Source organism: Occultella kanbiaonis, assembly GCF_009708215.1.
Lineage (GTDB): Bacteria > Actinomycetota > Actinomycetes > Actinomycetales > Beutenbergiaceae > Occultella > Occultella kanbiaonis.
Map to the genome: position 1 here is coordinate 476,959 of NZ_CP046175.1, position 21,651 is coordinate 498,609.

The window sequence follows — 21,651 nt, forward strand, 5'->3', positions numbered from 1 at the left end:
CTCAGCGCGTGCCCAGGACGGCCACCTCGAAGACGCGGGCGACGCCGTCGGTCGCGCTCGGGCGGGTGAACCGCAACCGCACCTCGCTCACGGGTACGTCCGCCTGGAGCGGCACGCGGACGGGGCTCGCCCCGTTGGCCTCCACCCGGCCGATCAGCTGCCACGCACCGTCGATCAGGGCGTCGACCTCGACCGTGTGCACGCGCAACGCCTCCGAACCCGCGACGCCGCTGTGGATGACGGCCTCGTGCAGGTCCGCCTGGGTACCCAGGTCGATGGTCAGGGTTGGCAGCGGGTCGCCGGCGCCGGAGACCCACCGCCCGCCCGCGACGTTGCCGTCGACGGCGTTCGTCGCGACGTTGCCGGACAGCACCGAGGAGGCGGTCACCGGGGCGCCGAGGACGAGGTTTTCGGCGCCCACGCGCACCGTGAACGGCACCTCGACCACCGTGCGGGCGCCCTGGGCGGTGAAGGTGAGGGACGCGAGCAGGCTCGTCGTGCCGTCGGCCGCCGTCGCGCTCGCGGCCACGGTCACCGGGACGCCGGCCTCATCGCCGCGCAGCAGCCGCGCCGGGGCCGGACCGAGCCCGACGTCGAGGTCGTCCGTGCCCTCGATCGTCACCTGCACGTCCTGCAACGGTGCGGGGTCGAGGTTCGCGATGGTCAGCACGGTCGCGGCCCGCTCGCCGGGCAGCAGTCTCAACGAGGCATCGTCGATCCCGACCCGTAGACCGGCGGGGCGTGCGCCCGGGCCGGGCCCCCCGACACCGAGGTAGGCGACCTCGAGCGCGGGCACGCTGCGACCGCTGCCGACGTCCGCGATCGTCGCACCCCAGCGCGTGTTCGCGACGTTGTCGGGCCGGTAGCCCCGGGTCCCGCGGATCACCACACCGGTCGAGTCGACGATCCCGACGGCGTACGGGTAGGGCCCGAGCACGGTCGCGACCCGGAAGAAGACGGTGTTCGTGAACGTCACGTCCCGCACCCGCTCCAGCTCGACGGCCTGGGACTCCCAGCCGTAGATGTGGTCCTCCGTCTGCACCGCCCGTAGGACCCAGTTGCGCACGTCGCGCAGGACGACCTCGCGGTGACGGTGGTGCTCGACGGAGATCTCGTAGACGCGCCCCGGCACCGAGGTGTTCTCCACCAGGAACCCGTTGTCCGCCCAGCCGGCGACCGCCCAGAGGTTCAGGAACGAGCCGCCGCCGCCGTCGACCCAGAAGTTGTACCGGCCCACGCCGCGATGGTCGTAGCCGGGATCGCCGGGAGCCGGATCGCCCGGCTGGATCTCCTCGGGCGCCCACTTGACGAACTGGGTGACCACATCCGAGAGCTGGCTCTGCGCGCCCGCCTGCCAGCGCACGTGGACCGAGCCCGGGTTGACCGGTGCGGTGTCCAGGCCGAGGCCGGACACGGTGTTGCGCCCACCCGGCGGCGTCTGCACGATCGCACGGGGATCGTCCGGGTCGGCGAACGCGTCCGACCCGTCCGGGATGGTGAGCCAGGTCTGGCGCGGGTGCAGCCCGATCAGGTTGTTGGTCGGTCCCAGCCGCAGGGTGTCGGTGAGCCGGTACGCGCCCATCGGGACATAGACGGTGTCGTGCTCGTCGAGTGCCTGCTGGAAGATCGCGAGATCGTCCTCGGTGCCCGAGCCGACGCTCACGCCGTGCTCGGCGGCGTACTCGGCGATGTTGACCCAGTCGGTGGTCACCGGCGGGAGGGCGATGTCGCTGCGCAGGACGCGCTCGAGGACGGCGGCCGGGGCCCGGGTGGCGTCGAGGAGCACGTCGGTGCTGCGGGACTCGGCATCGCCGAGGGCGTCGGTGACGCGCAGCCCAAGGGTGGCCTCGACGACCCGGTAGCCGGCGTGCGGTGAGGTCCAGGTGGTGGCGCTCGGCAGTGTGCGCAGCAGGGGCCCCGAGTCGATGACGCCGGTGTTGAGGACGTTGAGCTGGTTCTGGGCCTGGACGAGCTCCGGCTCGGAGGTCGCCGGGATCGACGCGGAGTCGTTCAGCGTGATCACGGGCCCGGCGATCCGCTCGAAGAGGGAGTCCTCGATCACCAGGCGCTGAGAGGCGTCCGGGATCGTCTCGATGCCCGCCGCCGCGTCCGCGAACCGGGTGCGCACGATGCTGAGCTTGGCGTCGGTGTGCAACCGGATCGCCGCTACCTGCTGTCCGGTGAAGGTCGAGTCGAGGATCGTGGTCTGCCAGCCCGGCGAGGCCGCGAACGCCAGGAGGCCGAACTGGCCGCCACGCACCGTGACCCGCTGCAGCAGGTTCGCGTTGTGGTCGATGCCGGCGTAGCCGTCGGCGAGAGTGATGCCCACGTCCTGGAGCAGGAACATCTGGGCGCCGCCGAAGCGCACCCCGACGGCGCCGGGATTGTGCTCTGCCACGACGATGTTCACGTTGACCAGGCCGGTGCCGAACGTGTCGTTGTTGCCGAACGTCACCGGGGTGCCCGGCACGAACGGCCGTCGGGTGGCCGCGAACACGAACTCCGGCTCGCCCGCGAAGGCCGGCGTCGCCGGCGCGACGTAGAACTCCGGGCGGGCCGAGCCGAAGCCGACCAGGCGCACCGAGGCGTGCAGGTCGAGGCGTGCGGTGACCCGGTAGGTGCCCTCGGGGACGAAGACGAGCCCGCCGCCGTCACCGACCTCGAGGCCGCGGGCACCGCCGACGATGTTGCCGAGCCAGTTCTCCCCGCCACGCCGGGATGCCTCGTCGATCGCGGCCTGGATGACGGCCGTGTCGTCACCGACGCCGTCGCCGTGTACGGGGAACTCGGGGCTGCCGAGCACCACGGCGAGCGGGTCCTGCGGCATCGTCGCGTACACGGACGGGCCCACCGGGGCGTCCGCGGCCGGTGGGGCGGCCGCGGCAGGTTCGGCCGCGCCGGTGACGCCCGTGGCCAGGGCGGCCGTGACGGCACCGACGACGACGGCGGCGAGCAGCCGCTGGGAGGGGCGCATGGTGACTCCACTTCGGTGTGGCGGTTGGTGGCCCGACTCCAGCGGGTACTGCGCAAAACTGCAAGGGCCGGCGGGCGCCCCCGACGAACGACGGCGCCCTGCCCTCGGACGAGGACAGGGCGCGCGACGGGCTCAGGCTGCGGGGTGGGTCACCAGTCGTGCACGGTGCCGTCCTGCAGGCGGTTCGTGGGCAGGTAGGCCTGTTGGTACGGGTGCGCGGCGGCGAGCTCGGCGTCCAGTTCCACCCCGATGCCGGGGGCCTCGCCCGGGTGCAGGTGCCCGTCGGAGAACGTGTAGGCGTGCCGGAACACCTCGTTGGTGAGGTCGGTGTGGCCCGAGTACTCCTGGATCCCGAAGTTGTGGATGGCGAGGTCCAGGTGGATCGCGGCGGCCATGCCCACGGGCGAGATGTCCTCCGGGCCGTGGATGGCGCTCTTGATCTGGTGCTGGGCGGCGTAGTCGAACAGCTTCCGCAGCGGGGAGACCCCGCCGAAGTGGGTGACGGCGGAGCGCACGTAGTCGATCAGCTGCTCGCCGACGAGGGTCTGGTAGTCGAACACGGTGTTGAAGACCTCGCCGATGGCGAGCGGGGTGGTGGTGTGTTCGCGCACGAGGCGCAGCCCGTCCTGGTTCTCGGCCGGGGTGCAGTCCTCGAGCCAGAAGAGGTCGTATGGCTCAAGGGACTTGCCCAGTCGCGCCGCCTGGATCGGGGTGAGCCGGTGGTGGGCGTCGTGCAGCAGGGGCAGGTCCGGTCCGAACTCGTTGCGAACGGCCTCGAACACGTTCGGGATGTGGCGCAGGTAGGCACCGGTGTCCCAGTCCTCGACGGCCGGCAGCACGCGCTGGTCCAGCCGGGTCGGGTTCGCCGCGTGCGCACCCGAGGCGTGCACGCCGTAGACGGCCTTGAGCCCGGGCACCCCGGTCTGGATCCGGATGCTCTGGTAGCCCTGCTCCAGCAGCGCACGGACCGAGTCGAACAGCTCCGGGATGCTGGCGCCGTTCGCGTGCCCGTAGGTGCGCACCCGGTCCCGGCTGGCGCCGCCGAGCAGCTGGTACAGCGGCAGCCCGGCCACCTTGGCCTTGATGTCCCACAGTGCCACATCGACCGCGGCGATGGCGGCCATGGTCACCGGGCCGCGGCGCCAGTAGGCGCCCCGGTACAGCGATTGCCAGGTGTCCTCGATCCGGTGCGGGTCGGTGCCGAGCAGCAGCGGGACCACATGGTCCTGCAGGTAGCTGACGACGGAGAGCTCGCGGCCGTTCAGGGTCGCGTCGCCCAGTCCGGTGATGCCCTCGTCGGTGGTGAGCTGCAGGGTGACGAAGTTCCGGCCGGGGCTGGTGACGACGACCTTCGCGTCGACGATCTTCATGGGGGCTCTTCCTGTGTGGTTCGGGTGGGGTAGGGGGTGCGGCCGGCGGCGTGCCTGGACCGGGCGTGCCGCTCAGCCCTTCGTGGCGCCGGCGGTGAGCCCAGCCACGAGGTAGCGCTGGCCGAACACGGCGGCCAGGATGACCGGCACCGTCATGAGCGTGGCGGCGGCCATCAGGCCACCCCAGTCCGTGCTGGCGTAGGAGATGAAGTTGAACAGCGTGACGGGCATCGTCATGGTGTCCTCGTCGGCCAGGATCAGCGCGAACATGAAGTTGTTCCAGCTCCCGATGAAGGCGAGCACGGCGGCCGCCGCGGTGCCCGGCGCGGCGAGCGGCAGCGCGATCCGCAGGAACGACCCGAACGCACTCAGACCGTCGGTGCGGGCGGCCTCCTCGAGTTCGATCGGCAGACCCTCGAAGAAGCCGATCATGATCCACAGGATCAGCGGGACCGCGACGAACATGTGGCTCAGGACCAGCACCGTGTAGCTGCCCACCAGCCCGAGCTGGGCGAACAGGTAGTACCAGGGCACCAGCAGTGAGATGGCCGGGACGATCCGGGCGACCAGGACGAGTGACCCGGTCCGGCCCATCGAGAACCGGCCGACCGCCCACGCGGCCGGCACGGCCAGCACCGCACTGATGGCCGTGGACAGCACCCCGACGATCAGCGAGTTCAGCATCGAGCCGAGGATCGCGCCGTCGGCGAACGCGCTGCGGAAGTTCTCCAGGGTGGGGGAGAAGATCAGCCCCACGTTCGGGTCCGTCACCTGCACGTTCGTCTTGAACGCGGCCGCGATCATCCAGATGATCGGAAGCGCCACGATGAGACAGACCACGGCGATCGTCACGCCACGTAGCCAACCCCAGAGGCGGCGCCGCCGACCACGGCGGCGAGGCACCGCCGTCGGGCGTCGGGTGCCGGACGGCACGGACGTCGTGCCCACGGTGCTCACGGTGCTCATGCAGAGGTCCTTCCGGTGCGGCGGCGCAGCAGCACCACGACGGCGACGATGAAGATGGTGAACAGGACCAGCACGGCCGACGCGAGCCCGTACTCCTGGTAGTCGAAGGTGAGGCCGTAGGCGTACACGTTCAGGGTCTCGGCCTCGAACGCGGAGCCGCCGCCGGGGCCCTTGGTGGCGTAGATGATGTCGAACGTCTTGAGCGCGTCGACACCGCGCAGGACCAGGGCGGTGAGCAGGGTCGTCCGCAGCATCGGCAGGATGATGTAGCGGAACCGCTGCCAGGCGTTGGCCCCGTCCATCAGTGCGGCCTCCTCGGGCTCCTCCGGCAGCGTGGACAACCCGGCGAGGAGGAGGATGGTCATCATCGGGGTCCACTGCCACACGTCGATGAGCATCAGGGTGGGCAGCGACTGGCTGACCGAGCCGAGGAACTCCTGCGGTGGGATGCCGACGAAGCCGAGCAGGTGGTTCGCGATGCCGTTCGTGGGGTCGAGGATGAGCAGCCAGAGGATGCCGATCGCGACCGGGGTGGCCAGCAGCGGGACCATCAGGATGGTCCGGACGATCTCGATGCCGCGGAACGCCTTGCGCATCAGCATCGCCAGGGCGAGGCCGAGCACCGTCTGCAGGAGCACGGCGCCGACCGTGAAGTACACGGTGCGCCAGACGGCCGGCCAGAACCGGCGGGTGTCGGTGAGAGCGTCGATGAAGTTCTGCAGGCCGATGTAGGCGTTGTTCGCGTTCACCGCGCCGAACGCGTCGGTGAGGCTGAGGTTCAGGGTGAACACCAACGGGAAGATGATCATCAGCGCGACGAAGCCGAGGGCCGGCGTGAGCAGCGCCCACTTCAGGCGGCGGTTCGCCTGCTCGAACGGGATCGCCTTGCGTCCGCTGCGGGTGGTGGCGCGCGCGGCGGGTTGCTCGGGCGCCGCAGTGGGGGCTTCGGTGACGGTGGGGGACGGCATCAGAACTCCCGCTGGCGGTTGTCACGGATGAGGAAGTCGGCGAACTCGGCGTCCGCGTCGGCAGCGACCGGCGGCACGGCCGCTCCGGTGATCCCGGCCACCAGGGGACGGCCCACGATGTCGCGGGCGCGGCCCACCTGGATCACGTCCGGGCGGTCGGTGCCCTTGCCGTTCTCGGCGTTGATCCTCATGGACTCGGCGAGATCGTCGGGGAAGGACGCGAGCGTTGCCGAGTCGTCCCACGCGGACTGGCGGGCGCCGGGAATCCCGTCCGCCTGCAGCCGGGCGACCATCTCCGGGCCGGAGATCCACCGGATGAACTCCCAGGCGTCGTCCTGCAGCAGCGAGAACCGGTTGATTCCGAGGCTCCAGGACGGGATGTTGTGCGGGACCGACCCGGCCGGACCTGCCGGGAACGGCGCGAAGCCGACGGTGTCGATGACCGTCGAGATGCCCGGGTCGAGGAAGTTGGAGTAGATGGCGTCCGCGTCGATGTAGAACGCGGCCTTCCCCTGGGCGAAGATCGGCATGGCCTGCTCCAGGCTCATGTTGGTCACGCCGGGCGGGCCGGTCTCGGCGAGCAGACGGCCGTAGAACTCGTAGGCGGCGATCGCTTCGGGGGTGCCGATACCGGACGCGCCGTCGATGGTGAAGTCGCCGCCGAACGAGTACAGGAAGCTCGACCACTGCGTCACGGCGCCGGAGCGCTGGCCGCGACCGACGTACCCGAAGAACCCGTTGTTGCGGTCGGCGAGTTCGAGGGAGATCTCGAGCATCTCCTCGAGCGTGGCCGGGGCGCCACCGAAGTCCTCGAGGAGGTCCTTGCGGTAGTAGAGGGCGGGCCGCTCGGTGACGATCGGGACGCTCACCACCTTGTCCGCGGTGACCGACCGTTCCCGCGGCGCTTCCTGGAAGTCGCTCCAGTCGTACTCGGCGTCGCCCTCAACCCGGTCGGTCAGGTCCGCGAGCCACCCGTTGCGGGTGAACAGGATCTGCTCCTGCAGGGCCCGGACCATCATCACGTCGATGTCCGTGGCGGAGGCGTTCAACTTCACGTTGTAGCTGTTCGAGAGTTGGTCCGCGGTGAGCAGCCGCATCGAGACGCGTCGTCCGACGAGGTCCTCGAACTCGGGCAGGTGTTCGGCGATCGCCTGGGACCAGACGTGGTTGATCGCCATGATCCGCAGCGGTGCGTTCGGGTCGGCGGTGCGCGGACCGGGCGAACAGGCGCTCAGGGTCGCGGCGCCGGCGGTGGCCGCGACGAGCGCGCCGAACGACCGACGGCTCAGGGCGTGCTTGGCTGAGGCGACGGGACCGGCGCCGCGGCTCAGGCTGCGCTCGGCTGCGCCGTGGCGACGCCGGATCGGTGGCATGGTCATGCGAGGAACTCTCTTCTGGGGTGTGTCGGACCGCGACGGCCAACTGGTCCAACTGGTAGGACCAGTTGGAACCTAACAGGGAATCGGCAGGGCTCCAAAGGCGCTGGTCAGCGCGCGTCGTCCCGTCCGAGCAGGGTCTCGATGTGCCGGGTGGCCATGACGTCCAGGCTCACGTCCAGATCGGTTCCGTACGTACGCAGTCCGAGTGCGAGGTGCTCGCGCATGTACTGCCGGGCCAGGTCCACGTCCCGGGCCCGCAACGCGGCCAGGATCTCCGGGTGGTGCGGCACGCCGGGTTCGAAGATCGCCGGATCGGAGTTGGAGCGGAGCATCATCTCGAACATCAGCCCGCTGATCGAGGAGAGCATCACGCGCAGCACCGGATTGCCGCTCGCGACCGCGATCGCGTCATGCAGCTCGACGTCCGCGCGGGCCTTGGTGATGACGTCCGTGGCGCTCTCGATGCGGTCGTTGATCTCGGCGAGCACCTTGAGCTGCTCCTCGGTCGCCCGCTGCGCCGCGAGCCCGACGATCTCCACCTCGAGCGGGATCCGGGCCTCGATCAGCTGTCGCACCGTGGGCCGCTCGGCCCGGTACAGGCCGTCGTAGCCGCGGGCCTGCGCCGAGGACTGCTCGGCCACGAAGGACCCCCGCCCGGGTGCGACCTCGATCAGGTGGTGGGCCTCCAGCCGGCGCAGTACCTCGCGCACCACACCCCGGCTCGCGCCGAACTGGATCGCGAGCTCCCGCTCGGAGGCGAGCTTCGCGCCGACGGCGATCGCACCGGTCCGGATGTCCTGCTCGAGCTCGCGTGCGATGCGTTCGGTGAGCAGTCCGCGGTGCCCCGTCGCAGCCGACGCCAGCGCACCCGCGCCGGGGTCGACGGCGGGTGGGCGGGGTGGGGTGGACATGCGATGAGGATACGCGGAGCCGCGCGAGCGATCCCTCAGTCCTCCGGCGTCGTCACCTGCAGGTACGCCTGCGGCGTTGGTTCCGGTGCGCGCGCCTGGCGGATCGTGGCGGTGCCCGCGACGAAGCCGGCCTCAGCGAGGAGGCCGGCAATCGCGTCCGGGTCGAGCCGGTAGGCGTCCAGGTCGATCTCGTGTCCGTACCCCCGCTCGAGGTGCTTCGGACGGTGATCGCCGGCCTGGAACGCGAGCAGCAGGCGTCCGCCGGGCCGCAGTGCTCGTCGGAACTCGGCGAACACCCTCGGCAGGTGTGCCGGCGGGGTGTGGATGATCGAGTACCAGGCCACGGCTCCGGCGAGCGAACCCGGCGCGATGCCCGCGGCCTCCAGCTCCAGCAGTGATCCGACCACGAACCGCAGCTCGGGGAGGCGTTCGCGCGCGACGGCGACCATCGCGGACGAGAGGTCGAGGCCGAACACGTCCAGCCCGAGCGACGCGAGGTGCGTGGTGACCCGCCCCGGACCGCAGCCGAGGTCGGCGACCGGACCTGCGCCGTCGGCCAGGACGTCCTCGGCGAATGCGCCCAGCAGGGCGCGGTCGAGCGCGTTGCCGGCGAGCTCGTCGCGCAGCAGCGACTCGTAGTCGACGGCGACCGTGTCATAGGCGGTGCGGGTGGTGGTCAGGAAGTCGGGCTCGCTCACCGGGCGAGGTTACGGCCCCGGCTCCCGAGGCACAGCGACCGACCCGCCTCGACCTGGTCCTGAACCTCTCGACTCGGTCGACGGGGATCGGACTGCCACACCGGCTTGGCGACTGCCCTCGCCGAGTCCGCTCGCGGGGAGCGAGGGCCGATGCGAGGCTGGGGGCATGTCAGGGACCGTCCGCAATGCCGCCTCCGATGCCGGTGACCACCCGGTCGTGCGCGCCGGCGCCCGCGTGGGATACGCCGCCAGCGGCGTGCTGCACCTGCTGATCGGGTGGCTCGCCCTACAACTCGCGTGGGGCGGCGGGTCCGGCTCGGCCGACTCCTCGGGCGCGCTCGCCCAGCTCGGGTCCACCCCGGTCGGCGCCGTGCTGCTCTGGGCGGTCACGGCCGGGTTCGCGCTGCTCGGGCTGTGGCAGCTCACCGAGCTGATCGGTCCCGGTGAGGCGAAGGACAAGATCAAGAACCTCGGCAAGGGGGTCCTGTATCTGGTGCTCGCCGGCACGGCGCTGCGGATCGCGGCCGGCGGGTCGGGGTCCGGCGGTGGCGAGCAGACCTCGAGCATGACCGGCACGCTGATGGCCCAGCCGTTCGGCCGGATCCTGGTCGCGGTGGTCGGCGCCGTGGTCATCGGCGTCGGGATCTATCACGTCGTCAAGGGCGCCCGGACGACGTTCCTGAGGGACCTGCGCGAGAACCCGGGGCGATGGATCACCCGGGCGGGACGCCTCGGGTACATCGCCAAGGGCATCGCGCTGGTCCTCGTCGGAGGTCTGTTCGTAGCGGCCGCCGTGCAGTCGGATCCCGAGGAGGCACAGGGGCTCGACGGAGCGCTCCGGTCGCTGCTCGAACTGCCCCTCGGATCCGTGCTGCTCACCGTCGTCGCGTTCGGGATCGCGTTCTACGGGGTGTACTCCTTCGGCCGGGCCAGGTACGCGAAGGTCTGAGCCCTCGGCACCGTCAGGGTGACTGCAGCGCCTTGATGATCGTGATGCTCCGGGTGATCTCCGCCGCGGTGCCGGGGTGCTCGGTCGCATCCAGCTCCCAGATGGCGTTCCGCACGGACCGGACCAGGGCGAACGCGCGGGCCTGGTCGTAGTCGAGCCCCGCTCCCGCGCAGGCCACGTCCAGCCGCAGCTGCAGGTGTCCGCGCAGGTCATGGGCGTCCTGCGCCTGCTCCCACCGGTTCCACAGCAGCGGCGCGAGCGCGAACGCCGGGTCCGCGGCCATCGTCTCGGCATCGATGGCGACCCACTCGCCCGGGTCGGGTCGCCACAGGACGTTGCCCGGGTGCAGGTCCGCGTGCACGAGCCGGGCGTCGACGTCGTCCTGTGTACCCAGGTCGACGGCGAGGGACCGGCCGGCCTCGAGCAGTCGCCTCGGGAAGGCGGTACCCCGGGCGTCCCGGGCGCGCAGTGCGTCGATGTCCGCGACGAGGGTGCGCAGGTGCTCGGACAGTCGCGGTGCCCACGGCGGCGCCGGGCGGTCCAGCCGGGTGGCCAGGCGGCCGAGCTCCTCGGCGGCGTCGAGGATGCCCACGGTGTTCAGGTCGCGGCCATCGAGGCGCTCCAGGAGCAGTGCCCAGCGGCCCGGGTCCGCGGCGAGCAGCCGGACCGCACCGGCGCCGTCCCACGCGCGTAGCGCCAGGTGCTCGGTGCGACCCTCCGCGTGCGGCCAGACCAGCTTCAGCATCGCCGGCGAGCCGTCCTCGCGTCGGACCGGCAGGACCAGCGCGGACGCGCCGTACAGTGCCGGGCCCGCCCGGCCGTCGCGGCGCAGCCGCCACTGCCCGAGTACCTCCTCGACGAGGCGAGGCAGCGACTCGAGCCAGGCTGCGCCGTCGGGCAGTCCCGGGTCGGGAACGTGCCGGATGACGACCTCACGCAGCCCGGGTGGGATCAGGTCGGGATCGGTCATTGCGCCGGGGCCCGGTCGGGGAGCGTGGCCGGCTCGATCGTGAAGGTGCGCAGCGGCCGGTTCGTGATTGCGAGGACGCCGACTATGGCGGCGCAGGCCAGGCCGCCGGAGATGAGCGCGACCGGGGCGGAGGTCAGGCCCGCCACCAGTCCGGCTCGGAAGTTGCCGACCTCGGGACCGCCCACGCCGACGATGTGGTCCACGGCGGAGACCCGGCCCCGGTGTGAGTCGGGGGTGGCGAGCTGGACCATCGCGCCGCGGGTCACCACCGAGACCGTGTCCGCCGCGCCGGCGACGGCGAGTGCCGCGAACACCAGCCACAACGGCTGGGCGAAGCCGACCACCGCGAGCGCGATGCCCCAGGTTCCGGCGGCGACGAGCTGGATCAGGCCGGCGCGGCGGGCGCGGGTGACCATGCCGGAGAGCAGGCCGGCGCCGATGCCGCCGACCGCGATCGCGGACAGGAACAGCCCGAGCGTCTGCGGGTTCCCGCCGAAGCGCAACTCGTTGATGAGGGGGAAGAGCGCGATCGGCATCGCCAGCAGGGTGGCCGCGAGATCGGTGGCGAACGAGCCCCAGAGGGCCGGCTTGGTCCGGATGAACCGCAGGCCGTCGATGCTCTGCCGCAGCCCTGCCCGTGCGACGGTCCCCAGCGGCGGCATCGCTGGGAGCCGGATCACCGCGACCAGGGACGCGCAGCCGGCGACGGCCTGCACGAGGTAGGTGGGTGCCAGGCCCCACTGCGCCAGGACCAGGCCGGCCAGTGCCGGACCGACCAGCATCGACGCCTGGAACGCGAGGTTCTGCAGCGCCAGGCCCGCGCCGACCTGGTCGGCGGGCAGGAGTCGGACCGGAAACGTCCGCCGGGCGGGGGAGCCGAGCGCGTTGAACGCCGAGGCGAGGCCGATGAGGAGGAACAGCACCGCGAGCGAGTCGAGCCGGAGCAGGGCCTGGACGGTCAGCCCGGTCGCGACGAGCACCTGGCCGAGGGTGGTCAGCCGCACCAGGGTGCGCCGGTCCATCGCGTCGGCCAGGGACCCGCCGACCATCCCGAACACGAGCTGCGGGATCGCGTTCACCAGTCCGATCGCACCGGTCCATACCGGGCTGTGGGTCATCTGCCAGACCTGCAGGAGCACGGCCACGGTCGCGAACTGGTAGCCGAGGGTGCCGACCGAGGACCCGATCCACAGGTCCCGGAACGCGCGACTGGACCGCAGCGGGCGAATGTCGAGCAGGCGGTCTGTGATGCTCACGTGGTGGGCTTGCTGGTCGTGCCGGCGTGGCGTGCGGGGGTCGACGCGGTGCTGCCAGCCGGGGCGGACCGGGTCGATCCAGGCGACGGGGTGGTTTCGAGCAGGGCGCGGAGCCGGTCCAGGAACGGTCGCGCGACGAGGGCCTGTTCGAGCTCGCCGACCACCCGGGTCAGCGAATACGGCACCTCGGCGTCGAGCTCGGCAACGGCCTGTTCCGTCGCGCGCCACTCCGCCTCGAGGAAGGGCACCAGGGAGTGTCCGCGCTCGGTGAGCGTGATCGGGCGGGTGCGAGCATCGGCTCCCGGCGTGGTGGTGACCAGTCCCTCGCTTCGCATCAGGCTGATCGTCTGACTCATCGCCGAGTGCGTCTTGCCCAGGGCTGCGGCCAGGTCCTTGATGGTCAGCGGGCCGACGTGGGCGAGGCGGATCAGCGGCATGGCGAACCGCGGCCGGACGCCCTCGATGCCGCGCTCGAGATAGAGGCGCTCGATGTCGGCATCCATCGCGGCGAGCATCGTCGTCAGGGCGTGCCAGTGACTGTGGTGGGTGGGATCCGGGGATGTCACAGCGCTAATATAACAGTGCTCATAGGAGAGTGGGTGGCACGCTGCATCGTCCGTCAGGTCTCGTTCGGATCACTCGGATCACGCGATGTGGCTGCATGTCGCGACGGTTACGTTGATGCGCACGCGCAGAGATGGAGAACGAGATGAGCGATCCGACCGAGGGTGACTGGTACGGACCGATCCATGGTCGGCGGCAGTTCCGGGAACACATCGACCCGATGCAGTTTCCGTCCGACGGCATGCCGCCCGCCGAGGCGTACGAGCTGCTGCACACCGGGCTGATGCTCGACGGACGCGAGACGCTCAATCTCGCGTCGTTCGTCACCACCTGGATGGAGCCCGAGGCAGAGGCGCTCATCCACGACACGCTCCGCAAGAATCACATCGATCATGAGGAGTACCCGGCTGCCTCGCTGGTCGAGGAAGGGTGCGTGCACATGCTCGGGGCACTGTTCAACGCCCCGGACCCGGCGAAGGTCGTCGGCGTGGGGACGATCGGATCCTCCGAGGCGATCATGCTGGGGCTCCTGGCGCACAAGCGCAGCTGGCGCAACCGACGTCAGGCCGCGGGGCTCAGCACGGACAATCCGAACGTGGTCTATGGGGCGGAGACCCATGTGGTCTGGGACAAGTTCGCCAACTATTTCGACGTCGAGATGCGCAAGATCCCGATGGCCGCGGATCGCTACGTGCTCAGCGCGGAGGACATCGAGAGCCGCTTGGACGAGAACACGATCGCTGTGGGTGCCGTGCTCGGCACGACCCACATCGGCGAGGCGGATCCGATCGAGGCGATCAACGATCTGCTCGTCCGGGTCAAGGACGAGCGAGGGTGGGACATTCCGTTGCACGTGGACGGAGCCAGTGGGGCGTTCATCGCGCCGTTCGCCGAACCGGAACTGACGTGGGACTTCCGCCTCGGGCAGGTGGCCTCGATCAACGCGTCCGGGCACAAGTACGGGCTGGTCTACCCCGGTGTCGGCTGGCTGATCTTCCGGGACGCGTCGAAACTCCCGGAGGATCTCGTCTTCAGCGTGAACTATCTGGGCGGTGCACAGCCCACCTACACGTTCAACTTCTCGCGAGGCTCGGCGATGATCCAAGCGCAGATGTACAACTTCCTGCGGCTCGGTCGATCCGGGTACACCTCGATAGTCGGGAACATGATGGCGAACGCCCGCCATCTCAACGACGGACTTGTCGCCAGCGGCAGGTTCGAGATCCTCAACCCGGGACTCAGCGAACCCGTCGTCACCTTCAGGCTCAAAGGCGATCCCGGCTTCGACGTCTACCACCTGTCCGCGCGGCTGCGTCAGGACGGCTGGATCGTTCCTGCGTACAGCCTCCCACCCAACGCCGAGCATGTTCACCTGATGCGGGTCGTGGTCAGGCTCGATCTGAGCCGTCAGATGATCGACCTGCTGCTCCGCGACCTGCTGAAGGCCTGTGACGACCTGGCCTCCGAGCAACCGAGTCACCGCGCTGCCGCCAAGCCCGACCTGTGGACGGCGCCCGCTCGAGCGGCGGCGCACAGCAAGGCACGTACCGGCTTCGTCCGGTGAGGTCCCGTGACGTCCGGCGCAGCCTCGGCACGCTCGGCGCGGGCGCTGCCCGAGCTCCCGGCCGGATGGCGAGTGATCCGAACGGCGGGGCCGCTCGGATTCGTCACCCATGCGCGGCTGGAACGGGCTGACGGGAGTCAGGTCGAATGGACGTCGCGACGACACCGCAAGCGACTCGGACTCGGCCCCCCACTCGAGGGTCCGACCTCGGGCCGGGCCGGCCGGAGGTACAGCGGGCGGCCCAGCCGGATGAGCTGGTGTCTGGCAGCCCTGTTCGGGGTCGGTGCCGTCTGCTTCGCGATCGGCTCGCTTCCGCTCTTCTTCGATCATGTGGCCCCGGGGATCGTCGCCACGACGTTCCTCGTCGGGTCGATCTTCTTCACGACCGCGGCGTACCTCCAGTTCCACGAGACGCTGACCGCTCCGGGAGAGGTCCTGCCCGAGTCCGACCATCCGAGACGGCGACCCCTCCGAGGAGCCCCCGGGCGCATCGACTGGTGGGCGACAGCCGTCCAGCTCGTGGGGACCGTGCTGTTCAACGTCAGTACGTTCGCGGCGACGCAGGTCGATCTGGGCGTGGTTCAGGAGCGACGCCTGATCTGGGGTCCTGACCTGGCCGGTTCGGCGTGCTTCCTGATCGCCGGCTGGCTGGCCTACTCGGAGGTGAACCGGGGGATCGTGCCTCGTCCGGACCGATCCGTCGGCTGGCGGATCGCCGCGCTCAACCTGGTCGGATCCGTTGCCTTCGGAGCGGCCGCCATCGCGGCCCGCTATCTGCGAACCACCGATGAGCCGGCGAACATCGCCCTGGTGAACCTGGGAACGTTCGTCGGGGCGATCTGCTTCCTCGTGGGCGCCGTGTTGCTCCCGGTGGAGTCCGCGAAGGACGATGCGGGGCACGATGAGGAACTCAGGTCCGGTGGGCCCGGGTCAACGGCCCCGTGATGGTGCGGTGCCACCGGTCGTGCGGTGCTATCGGCCCGTCAGTGCCAGTCCGGGTGCCGTACGTCGAGATCCGTCCGGGCCGCATCGCGCGGGCTGCGAGGGCGCGGTCCAGGTCGCAGCAACGCGTGCCGGGCAGCGCTGCCCGTTCCACATCCGACGCGCCCGATCTAGTCTCGGAGCCGTGATGACGAGGAACGAATATGTGCAGCGCGCGCAGTTGCAGGACGACTGGTCTCCCGGCTGGGAGGCGATCGACGCGGCGTTCGGCGCGATCTACCCGGGCGTCGAGCCACCGCACCTGGCCACGTCGATGCCGGCTCGTGCGATGTTCGGCGGCAACGAGTATCTCGACGGCGCCAGCCTGTTCCCCTCCCCGAAGGGCTACCAGCACGTCGTCACCTACGGCATGAGCTCGCTGTACGCCGACGCAGAGGACTACGGCGGCGAACGCAGTGGCTGGGGCTACGAGATGACCATGAAGGTCGTCGCGCCGGGCAAGTCGGAGGCCGGCTGGGCGGTCTCCGTGATGAGCAACCTGGCTCGCTACACGTCTACCTCCGGCCGGTGGTTCGAGCCGTACCAGGCGGTCGCCGGCAATGGCACGCCGATCAGTATCGGCTCCGGCAGTGCGCTCACCTCGCTCCTGGTGGTGCCGGACACGGAGGTTGCGGGCGTGGACACCGTGCACGGCAGGCTCGACTTCCTCCAGCTCGTGGGCATCACGCAGCTGGAGTCCGACTGGGTCTTCGCCGACCCCTCGCTCACGCTCAGCCGGATCCGGGAGCTCGCCGACCGCCTGGCCGAGGCCACCGGACCGGACCTCGTCACCGATCTCGAGCGGACGCTGTCCCTCGTCTGACCGACCTGCGCCGAGTGCGCGGAAACCCCCGGGCGCTCGTGAGTTGACCGAGGGCTTCCGCGCGGTCGGCGACGAGAACGCTCACGGCGTCGCGGCGACCTCCGCGGCGAGCGACGTCACGAACGCCGCTACGTCCTCGTACCGGCCCGGTACGTCGTCCGCGCCGGCGTCGTACCACCAGGCCGACGCCCACTCGATCAGCCCGGCCGACTCCGGGTGCCGGGCCGCCGCCCAGACCCCGGCCCGGCGCTTCGAGACCTGGCTGCCCTCGACGACCAGGTGCAGCGCACGGCACAGGGTGAGCACCGCATAGGCCTGTGCGCCGGTCCGTCCGTGCGCGTCCTCGACCCACTCCGGCCAGCTCGCCGCATGCTCACGCACCACCGCGCGAATCGCCGCCCGGTCGACCGGCGGCAGCACCGCCGTCGGGCTCTGGCCGCGCAGCGCTCGTCCGTCCGCGCGCGCCGATGCGACGTTCAGCAGGTAGTGCCGGCTCGCCTCGAACAGGTGCAGCGGCTCGCCCGGGCTGATCCGGATCATCGGGCCCGGGCGGTCCGGGAGCGCCGCCAGGGTCGCGGCCGGGAAGTAGTCGACCTCGATCCGGTCCGCCCAGACGGAATGGTCGACGGCGAAGCGTGCGTGCAGCGGTCGCAGCAGTTCCAGCGTGGCCGGGGTCGGCACCTCGCGCAGCACGGCGAGCAGGTCCAGGTCGCTGCGAGCCGGCTCGAAGTCGCCGGCGACGTAGGAGTCGTGCACGTACAGGGCGAGGAGGTTCTCGCCGAGGGTGGCGGCGATGCCGTCGGCGAGCGCGTCGAGCATCCGTCCGGGCGATGCTGGCGCGTCGGGCACTGTGGTCATGGTCCAACCGTACGGCCCGATGCCAGCCGACGTGAGGTACAGTGAACGAAAGTTCACTCAAACCTGGAGCGAGCACATGCCCCGCACGGACGAACAGAACGTGGCCATCCGGGCCGGCACCCGGGACACGATCCGGACCGCCGCCGTCCGCGAGTTCGCCGCACGCGGCTTCGCGGCCGCGAGCATCCGCGGCATCGCGGCCGAGGCGGGCCTGAGCACGGGGTCGATCTACCGCCACTACGCCACGAAGGAGGACCTCTTCGACGAGCTCCTCACCCAGGCTGCCACCGGACTCGGCGCCGTCGCGGAGCAGCTCGCCGGCCCGGGTCGGCCGCTCGACCTGATCCGCGCGTTCACGGCCACGTATCTGGCGGACCTGCAGGGGGACCGGGGCGAGGCCGAGTTCTACATGGTCGTCAACCAGGGCTTCACCAGCGACACCCCGCCTGGGACCACGGCACGCCTCGCCGCGGCGCACACCGCGCTCTGGCGCGCGTTCGCCGACCTCGTCCGGCGTGGCCAGGAGGAGCAGCAGTTCGGCCGCGGCGACGCCGAGCAGCTGACGGTTGCCTTCTTCGCGATGCTCGCCGGGCTGACCACGCTGCGCCTCGCGCTCGGCGACGACCTGACGATGCCGGAGCTCGACCTCGTGCTGCGGCACCTGACCGGGTCGGACCGATGATCGACATCGTGCGGGCCGACGTGTTGGGTGAGGCCCATCGGCGACGGATCGCCGACGTGTGGGTCCGCGGGTTCGCCGAGGACTTCGCCTACTTCTCCTCCGATCCGGCGGTGCTCGGGGACGCGTTCGCGCACCTGCTCCTGCTGGAGCACTGGTACGTCGCGCTGGTCGACGGCGAACCGGCCGCGGTGGCGTGCCTCAGCGAGGGCGACGAGGAGGTTCTGCAGCCGCGGGCCGCCGAGTTCCGCCGGCACCTCGGGCTCGTGCACGGGACGATCACGCACCTCATCGTCCGGAGCCAGTTCCTCGGCGGCCACGACGGCGTCCGGCCCGGTCTCGTCGAGATCGGCTTCGTGACCACGGCGCCGGCGTACCAGGGCCGCGGGGTCGCGACCGCGCTGCTGCGCCACCTCCTCGCCCTGCCCGGCTACGACGAGTTCGTGCTGCGCGACATCAAGGACACCAACGCCGCCGCGCTCGGCCTGTACGCCAAGCTGGGCTTCGCCGAGTCCGGCCGGCGGGCCGTGCGGGGTGCGCGGCGGGCCGGGTTCGCCGAGTACGTGTCGATGCGGCTCGTCCGGGACTGACAGTGACGTCCCGAAGCCGGCGGCCCGGGAGCCCTGCGCCCGGGCGGCAGTATCGTCACGACCCATGGATACGAGACCTGCGAGCTACGTCGTGGCCGTCCGGGACGAGGCCGTGCTGCTGGCCCACTGGAACGAGGGCGGCCGGACCGGGTGGACGCTGCCGGGTGGCGGCATGGAGGACTACGAGTCCACCGAGGAGACCGCGGTCCGGGAGTTCCGCGAGGAGACCGGCTACGACGTCGAACTGGACGGGCTGCTCGGGGTCGACACCCACTACATCGCGGCCGCGGACCGGCTCCTGGCCGGCGCCGGGCCATTGCGTGGCCTGCGGGTCATCTACTCCGGACACGTCGTCGGCGGTGAGCTCACCCACGAGGTCGACGGAAGTACCGATGAGAGCCGCTGGGTTCCGCTCGAGGAGGTCGCGGGCCTCGACACGGTTGGCTTGGTCGACGTGGCGATGACCCTGCTCAAGGCCCGCCGACCTGTCTGACTCGCCCGGTCCGCCGACGTGACCTCAGGCAGGTCGCCCGGTCCTGCTCCTCACCCGGACACGCTGCGCCGGAACGATCGCACTGCGAGGTCGGCCGCCACGTGCCGCGGGATGTCGCCGGCGCTGACCTCGGCGGCCGTGTAGAGGATCGCGTAGAACAGGTTCGCGGCCCACGCGTTCGGGATGTCCGCGGCGATCGCGCCCTCGGCGCGGGCCCGGTCCAGGAGCGGGGTCAGTCCATCGTCGGAGTCGTCCGACGGCCAGTTCGGGTTCTCGGCGAACCGGTCCGGGTCCGCGTAGAGGAAGATCACCCGGTCGCCGATCTCGATACCCGTCCGCAGGTACGCCTCGAGGGCGTCCATCGGATCGGCGCTCGTCGTGTCGGTGGCGTCCACCGTCTCGAGACAGTTCAACGAGTCGAGCAGGAGTGCGTCGACGAGCGCCTGGCGATCGGGGAAGTAGCGGTGCAACGTCGAGCGGCTGACCTCGGCGCGCTCCGCGATCGCCCCGAACGACGCCGAGTAGTCGCGTGCCCAGACCGCCGCCGCGGCGTCCAGGATCGCAGCGCGGGTGCGGGCCCGCGCGCCACGTTCGATCTGATCCGTCGTCACGACGCCGAGGATAGGCCGTCCGAAGCGGGTGCGCCATTCCTGTTGTCAAATAGGACAATCGTGTCGCACAATAGACCGGCATTGTCCCCTCCGGTCGGGTGGGGTGGCGGACGGAGGATGGACATGACGGATGTGTCGGGCGCGACGGATTTGGCGGGCGCCGCGGACGCGGCGGGCGAGACCCGGGCCGCCGGATCGGCAGCCACGCCGGAACGCAGCACGCGCGAGAAGGTGCGCATCCTCTGGGGCTACGCCCGCCCGCACAAGGCGGTGATCGCCGTCGCCCTGGTCCTCGGCGCCATCGGCACGGCGGCCGAGCTGGCCACCCCACTCGTCACGAAGGCGGTGCTAGACGGGCTCGAGATGTCGGCCTCGCTGCGCACCCCGATCACGATCCTCGGAGTGCTGCTCGTGGCCGGGTCGGCCGTCGCCCTGATCCAGGGGATCATGCTCGGCACGCTCGCCGAACGGATCATCCTCGCGGCCCGCACCGGCCTGGTAGGCCACCTCCTGCGCGCCCGGGTCCAGGAGGTCACCGCACGTCCACCGGGGGAACTGGTCACGCGCGTCACGTCGGACACCCTCCTGATCCGGGAGGCCACCACGTCCAGCATCGTCAACTTCGTGAACGGGATCATCGGCCTGGTCGGGGCGATCGTGCTGATGGCGTACCTGGACGCGGTGCTCCTCGGCGTGACGGTCGCCGTCCTGATCCTCGTCGGGATCTCGGTGGTCGCACTGATGCCGCGGCTGTCGAAGGCCCAACAGGAGGCACAGGAGCACGTGGGTGCGCTGGGCGGCCGGCTCGAGGGGGTCATCCGAGCCCTCCGCACCGTGAAGTCCGCCCGAGCCGAGTCCCGTGAGACCGAACGGATCGGCGGCCATGCGCAGGCGTCGGCGCGCAGCGGCATCCGGGCGGTCAGGCTGGAGAACATCTCCTGGACGATCACCGGCGCGGGCGTGAACCTCGCCGTGATGATGCTGCTCGGAGTGGGCGCCTGGCGCGTGTCCACGGGGGCGATCACCGTGACCACGCTGGTCGCCTTCCTGCTCTATGTGTTCCAGCTGATGATGCCCGTGATGCTGCTGACCATGTCGCTGACCTCGCTCCAGTCCGGCCTGGCCGCGGCCGCGCGGATCAAGGACGTCGAGGACATGGAGCTGGAGGTGGACGACGACGGCGCCCGCAATCCGCGCACTGACGGCGCCCGGGCCGGGGGTGCTCCGGGCGCCGAGGCGCCGGTGCTCCGGCTGCGCGACGTCACTTTCCGGTACCCGGAGGCCGGCGCCACCGCGCTCGACGGTGTCAGCCTCGACGTGCCGCGCCGTGGGCACACCGCGATCGTGGGACCTTCTGGGGCCGGGAAGACCACGATCATGTCGCTCCTGCTCCGGTTCCTGCACCCCACGCAGGGCGGCATCGAGCTCGACGGCCGTCCGTACCGGGAGTGGACGACCGCGGAGATCCGGTCCCGGATCGCCTACGTCGAGCAGGACACCCCGATCGTGCCCGGCACGTTGCGGGAGAACATCGCCTACGCCTCGCCCGAGGCCACGGACGAGCAGGTGCGGGCCGCCGTCGACGTCCTGCGGCTGACCGAGCGCGTCGCGGCGATGCCGGACGGCCTGGACACCGAGGTGACCTCGTCGAACCTTTCCGGCGGCGAGCGGCAGCGGGTGGCCGTGGCGCGCGCCCTGGTCGCGCGGCCGGAGATCCTGCTGCTCGACGAGGCGACCGCCCAGCTGGACGGGCTCACCGAGGCGGCCCTCGCAGGCGCGATCGGCGAGGTGGCCAGGACCGGAACGGTGATCACGATCGCGCACCGGCTCTCGACGGTGGTCGATGCCGACCAGATCGTCCTGCTCGAGCACGGCCGGGTGCGGGGGATCGGGCGGCACGCCGAACTGCTCGAGAGCGATGAGCTGTACCGCGAGCTCGTCGCCGCGCTTCGGCTGGACGCGAGCACCGCGCGCACGGGCGAGGGGGAGCGGGTTCCGGCCCGGGCCTGAACCGGACCTGCCCTCGGAGCGGCCGGGCCGGGCCGGG

20 protein-coding genes are annotated in these 21,651 nt (G+C 71.0%); 8 read left to right on the forward strand and 12 right to left on the reverse strand.

Annotation, left to right across the window (positions count from 1 at the left end):
• Position 1 precedes the first annotated feature (1 nt).
• The 7 genes from GKS42_RS02045 to GKS42_RS02075 form a co-directional block, all read right to left on the reverse strand.
• Complete coding sequence (locus GKS42_RS02045; protein ID WP_154792330.1) at positions 2-2,974, reverse strand: glycosyl hydrolase family 28-related protein; 2,973 nt, start codon at positions 2,972-2,974, stop codon at positions 2-4.
• Between the two features lie 149 nt (positions 2,975-3,123).
• Entirely contained in the window at positions 3,124-4,344 is a 1,221-nt protein-coding gene (gene manD, locus GKS42_RS02050; RefSeq protein WP_154792331.1) for a D-mannonate dehydratase ManD, read from the reverse strand.
• Positions 4,345-4,416: 72 nt separating this feature from the next.
• On the reverse strand, positions 4,417-5,310 hold the full coding sequence (locus GKS42_RS02055) for a carbohydrate ABC transporter permease (protein WP_154792332.1): 894 nt from the start codon (positions 5,308-5,310) through the stop codon (positions 4,417-4,419).
• On the reverse strand, positions 5,307-6,278 hold the full coding sequence (locus GKS42_RS02060; RefSeq protein ID WP_154792333.1) for a carbohydrate ABC transporter permease: 972 nt from the start codon (positions 6,276-6,278) through the stop codon (positions 5,307-5,309). Before GKS42_RS02060 ends, GKS42_RS02055 begins: the two co-directional genes overlap by 4 nt.
• Entirely contained in the window at positions 6,278-7,657 is a 1,380-nt protein-coding gene (locus GKS42_RS02065; RefSeq protein WP_210769289.1) for an ABC transporter substrate-binding protein, read from the reverse strand. The genes GKS42_RS02060 and GKS42_RS02065 overlap by 1 nt, the downstream gene beginning before the upstream one ends.
• 107 nt (positions 7,658-7,764) lie before the next feature.
• Positions 7,765-8,568, reverse strand: a complete 804-nt coding sequence (locus GKS42_RS02070) for a FadR/GntR family transcriptional regulator (RefSeq protein ID WP_154792334.1) — start codon at positions 8,566-8,568, stop codon at positions 7,765-7,767.
• 35 nt (positions 8,569-8,603) lie between these two features.
• Positions 8,604-9,266: a class I SAM-dependent DNA methyltransferase gene (locus tag GKS42_RS02075; RefSeq protein WP_154792335.1), complete on the reverse strand. Its 663-nt coding sequence runs from the start codon at positions 9,264-9,266 to the stop codon at positions 8,604-8,606.
• Between the two features lie 166 nt (positions 9,267-9,432).
• Between GKS42_RS02075 and GKS42_RS02080 the strand changes: the two genes are divergently transcribed.
• Positions 9,433-10,215 (forward strand): DUF1206 domain-containing protein, encoded by a 783-nt coding sequence (locus GKS42_RS02080; RefSeq protein ID WP_154792336.1) that lies wholly within the window; start codon positions 9,433-9,435, stop codon positions 10,213-10,215.
• Between the two features lie 13 nt (positions 10,216-10,228).
• On the opposite strand, the gene GKS42_RS02085 is transcribed toward GKS42_RS02080, so the two are convergent.
• From GKS42_RS02085 to GKS42_RS02095, 3 genes are read right to left on the reverse strand one after another with little or no spacing between them, the layout of a single operon-like run.
• Positions 10,229-11,185 carry an aminoglycoside phosphotransferase family protein gene (locus tag GKS42_RS02085; protein ID WP_154792337.1) on the reverse strand — a complete coding sequence of 319 codons (957 nt, stop codon included), beginning with the start codon at positions 11,183-11,185 and terminating at the stop codon, positions 10,229-10,231.
• Positions 11,182-12,441: an MFS transporter gene (locus GKS42_RS02090; RefSeq protein WP_154792338.1), complete on the reverse strand. Its 1,260-nt coding sequence runs from the start codon at positions 12,439-12,441 to the stop codon at positions 11,182-11,184. Before GKS42_RS02090 ends, GKS42_RS02085 begins: the two co-directional genes overlap by 4 nt.
• Positions 12,438-13,007 (reverse strand): MarR family winged helix-turn-helix transcriptional regulator, encoded by a 570-nt coding sequence (locus GKS42_RS02095; protein ID WP_210769290.1) that lies wholly within the window; start codon positions 13,005-13,007, stop codon positions 12,438-12,440. Before GKS42_RS02095 ends, GKS42_RS02090 begins: the two co-directional genes overlap by 4 nt.
• 143 nt (positions 13,008-13,150) lie before the next feature.
• Here GKS42_RS02095 and gad point away from each other — a divergent pair, with 143 nt between their 5' ends.
• The 3 genes from gad (at position 13,151) to GKS42_RS02110 (ending at position 16,373) form a co-directional block, all read left to right on the forward strand.
• Entirely contained in the window at positions 13,151-14,569 is a 1,419-nt protein-coding gene (gene gad / locus GKS42_RS02100) for a glutamate decarboxylase (protein ID WP_168217717.1), read from the forward strand.
• 249 nt (positions 14,570-14,818) lie between these two features.
• The gene (locus tag GKS42_RS02105; protein ID WP_154792340.1) at positions 14,819-15,514 is read left to right on the forward strand and encodes a hypothetical protein; all 696 of its coding nucleotides are present in this window, start codon (positions 14,819-14,821) and stop codon (positions 15,512-15,514) included.
• 184 nt (positions 15,515-15,698) lie between these two features.
• Complete coding sequence (locus GKS42_RS02110; protein ID WP_154792341.1) at positions 15,699-16,373, forward strand: suppressor of fused domain protein; 675 nt, start codon at positions 15,699-15,701, stop codon at positions 16,371-16,373.
• A gap of 81 nt (positions 16,374-16,454) precedes the next feature.
• Here the strand turns inward: GKS42_RS02110 and GKS42_RS02115 are convergent, their stop codons facing one another.
• Entirely contained in the window at positions 16,455-17,231 is a 777-nt protein-coding gene (locus tag GKS42_RS02115; protein ID WP_154792342.1) for an aminoglycoside adenylyltransferase domain-containing protein, read from the reverse strand.
• A gap of 76 nt (positions 17,232-17,307) precedes the next feature.
• Between GKS42_RS02115 and GKS42_RS02120 the strand changes: the two genes are divergently transcribed.
• The 3 genes from GKS42_RS02120 (at position 17,308) to GKS42_RS02130 (ending at position 18,993) form a co-directional block, all read left to right on the forward strand.
• Positions 17,308-17,913, forward strand: a complete 606-nt coding sequence (locus GKS42_RS02120) for a TetR/AcrR family transcriptional regulator (protein WP_154792343.1) — start codon at positions 17,308-17,310, stop codon at positions 17,911-17,913.
• On the forward strand, positions 17,910-18,500 hold the full coding sequence (locus GKS42_RS02125) for a GNAT family N-acetyltransferase (RefSeq protein ID WP_154792344.1): 591 nt from the start codon (positions 17,910-17,912) through the stop codon (positions 18,498-18,500). The genes GKS42_RS02120 and GKS42_RS02125 overlap by 4 nt, the downstream gene beginning before the upstream one ends.
• Before the next feature lie 64 nt (positions 18,501-18,564).
• Positions 18,565-18,993 (forward strand): NUDIX hydrolase, encoded by a 429-nt coding sequence (locus GKS42_RS02130; RefSeq protein ID WP_154792345.1) that lies wholly within the window; start codon positions 18,565-18,567, stop codon positions 18,991-18,993.
• Between the two features lie 50 nt (positions 18,994-19,043).
• On the opposite strand, the gene GKS42_RS02135 is transcribed toward GKS42_RS02130, so the two are convergent.
• Complete coding sequence (locus GKS42_RS02135) at positions 19,044-19,604, reverse strand: TetR/AcrR family transcriptional regulator (RefSeq protein ID WP_232847880.1); 561 nt, start codon at positions 19,602-19,604, stop codon at positions 19,044-19,046.
• 123 nt (positions 19,605-19,727) lie between these two features.
• Here GKS42_RS02135 and GKS42_RS02140 point away from each other — a divergent pair, with 123 nt between their 5' ends.
• Entirely contained in the window at positions 19,728-21,614 is a 1,887-nt protein-coding gene (locus GKS42_RS02140; protein WP_154792346.1) for an ABC transporter ATP-binding protein, read from the forward strand.
• The last annotated feature ends 37 nt before the right edge of the window (positions 21,615-21,651 follow it).

Excerpts from the sequence above, each read along its gene's own strand:
- GKS42_RS02045 (WP_154792330.1), bottom strand. The coding sequence starts at position 2,974 with ATGCGCCCCTCCCAGCGGCTGCTCGCCGCCGTCGTCGTCGGTGCCGTC.
- manD (WP_154792331.1), bottom strand. The coding sequence starts at position 4,344 with ATGAAGATCGTCGACGCGAAGGTCGTCGTCACCAGCCCCGGCCGGAAC.
- GKS42_RS02055 (WP_154792332.1), bottom strand. The coding sequence starts at position 5,310 with ATGAGCACCGTGAGCACCGTGGGCACGACGTCCGTGCCGTCCGGCACC.
- GKS42_RS02060 (WP_154792333.1), bottom strand. The coding sequence starts at position 6,278 with ATGCCGTCCCCCACCGTCACCGAAGCCCCCACTGCGGCGCCCGAGCAA.
- GKS42_RS02065 (WP_210769289.1), bottom strand. The coding sequence starts at position 7,657 with ATGACCATGCCACCGATCCGGCGTCGCCACGGCGCAGCCGAGCGCAGC.
- GKS42_RS02070 (WP_154792334.1), bottom strand. The coding sequence starts at position 8,568 with ATGTCCACCCCACCCCGCCCACCCGCCGTCGACCCCGGCGCGGGTGCG.
- GKS42_RS02080 (WP_154792336.1), top strand. The coding sequence starts at position 9,433 with ATGTCAGGGACCGTCCGCAATGCCGCCTCCGATGCCGGTGACCACCCG.
- GKS42_RS02085 (WP_154792337.1), bottom strand. The coding sequence starts at position 11,185 with ATGACCGATCCCGACCTGATCCCACCCGGGCTGCGTGAGGTCGTCATC.
- gad (WP_168217717.1), top strand. The coding sequence starts at position 13,151 with ATGAGCGATCCGACCGAGGGTGACTGGTACGGACCGATCCATGGTCGG.
- GKS42_RS02105 (WP_154792340.1), top strand. The coding sequence starts at position 14,819 with ATGAGCTGGTGTCTGGCAGCCCTGTTCGGGGTCGGTGCCGTCTGCTTC.
- GKS42_RS02110 (WP_154792341.1), top strand. The coding sequence starts at position 15,699 with ATGACGAGGAACGAATATGTGCAGCGCGCGCAGTTGCAGGACGACTGG.
- GKS42_RS02115 (WP_154792342.1), bottom strand. The coding sequence starts at position 17,231 with ATGACCACAGTGCCCGACGCGCCAGCATCGCCCGGACGGATGCTCGAC.
- GKS42_RS02120 (WP_154792343.1), top strand. The coding sequence starts at position 17,308 with ATGCCCCGCACGGACGAACAGAACGTGGCCATCCGGGCCGGCACCCGG.
- GKS42_RS02125 (WP_154792344.1), top strand. The coding sequence starts at position 17,910 with ATGATCGACATCGTGCGGGCCGACGTGTTGGGTGAGGCCCATCGGCGA.
- GKS42_RS02130 (WP_154792345.1), top strand. The coding sequence starts at position 18,565 with ATGGATACGAGACCTGCGAGCTACGTCGTGGCCGTCCGGGACGAGGCC.
- GKS42_RS02140 (WP_154792346.1), top strand. The coding sequence starts at position 19,728 with ATGACGGATGTGTCGGGCGCGACGGATTTGGCGGGCGCCGCGGACGCG.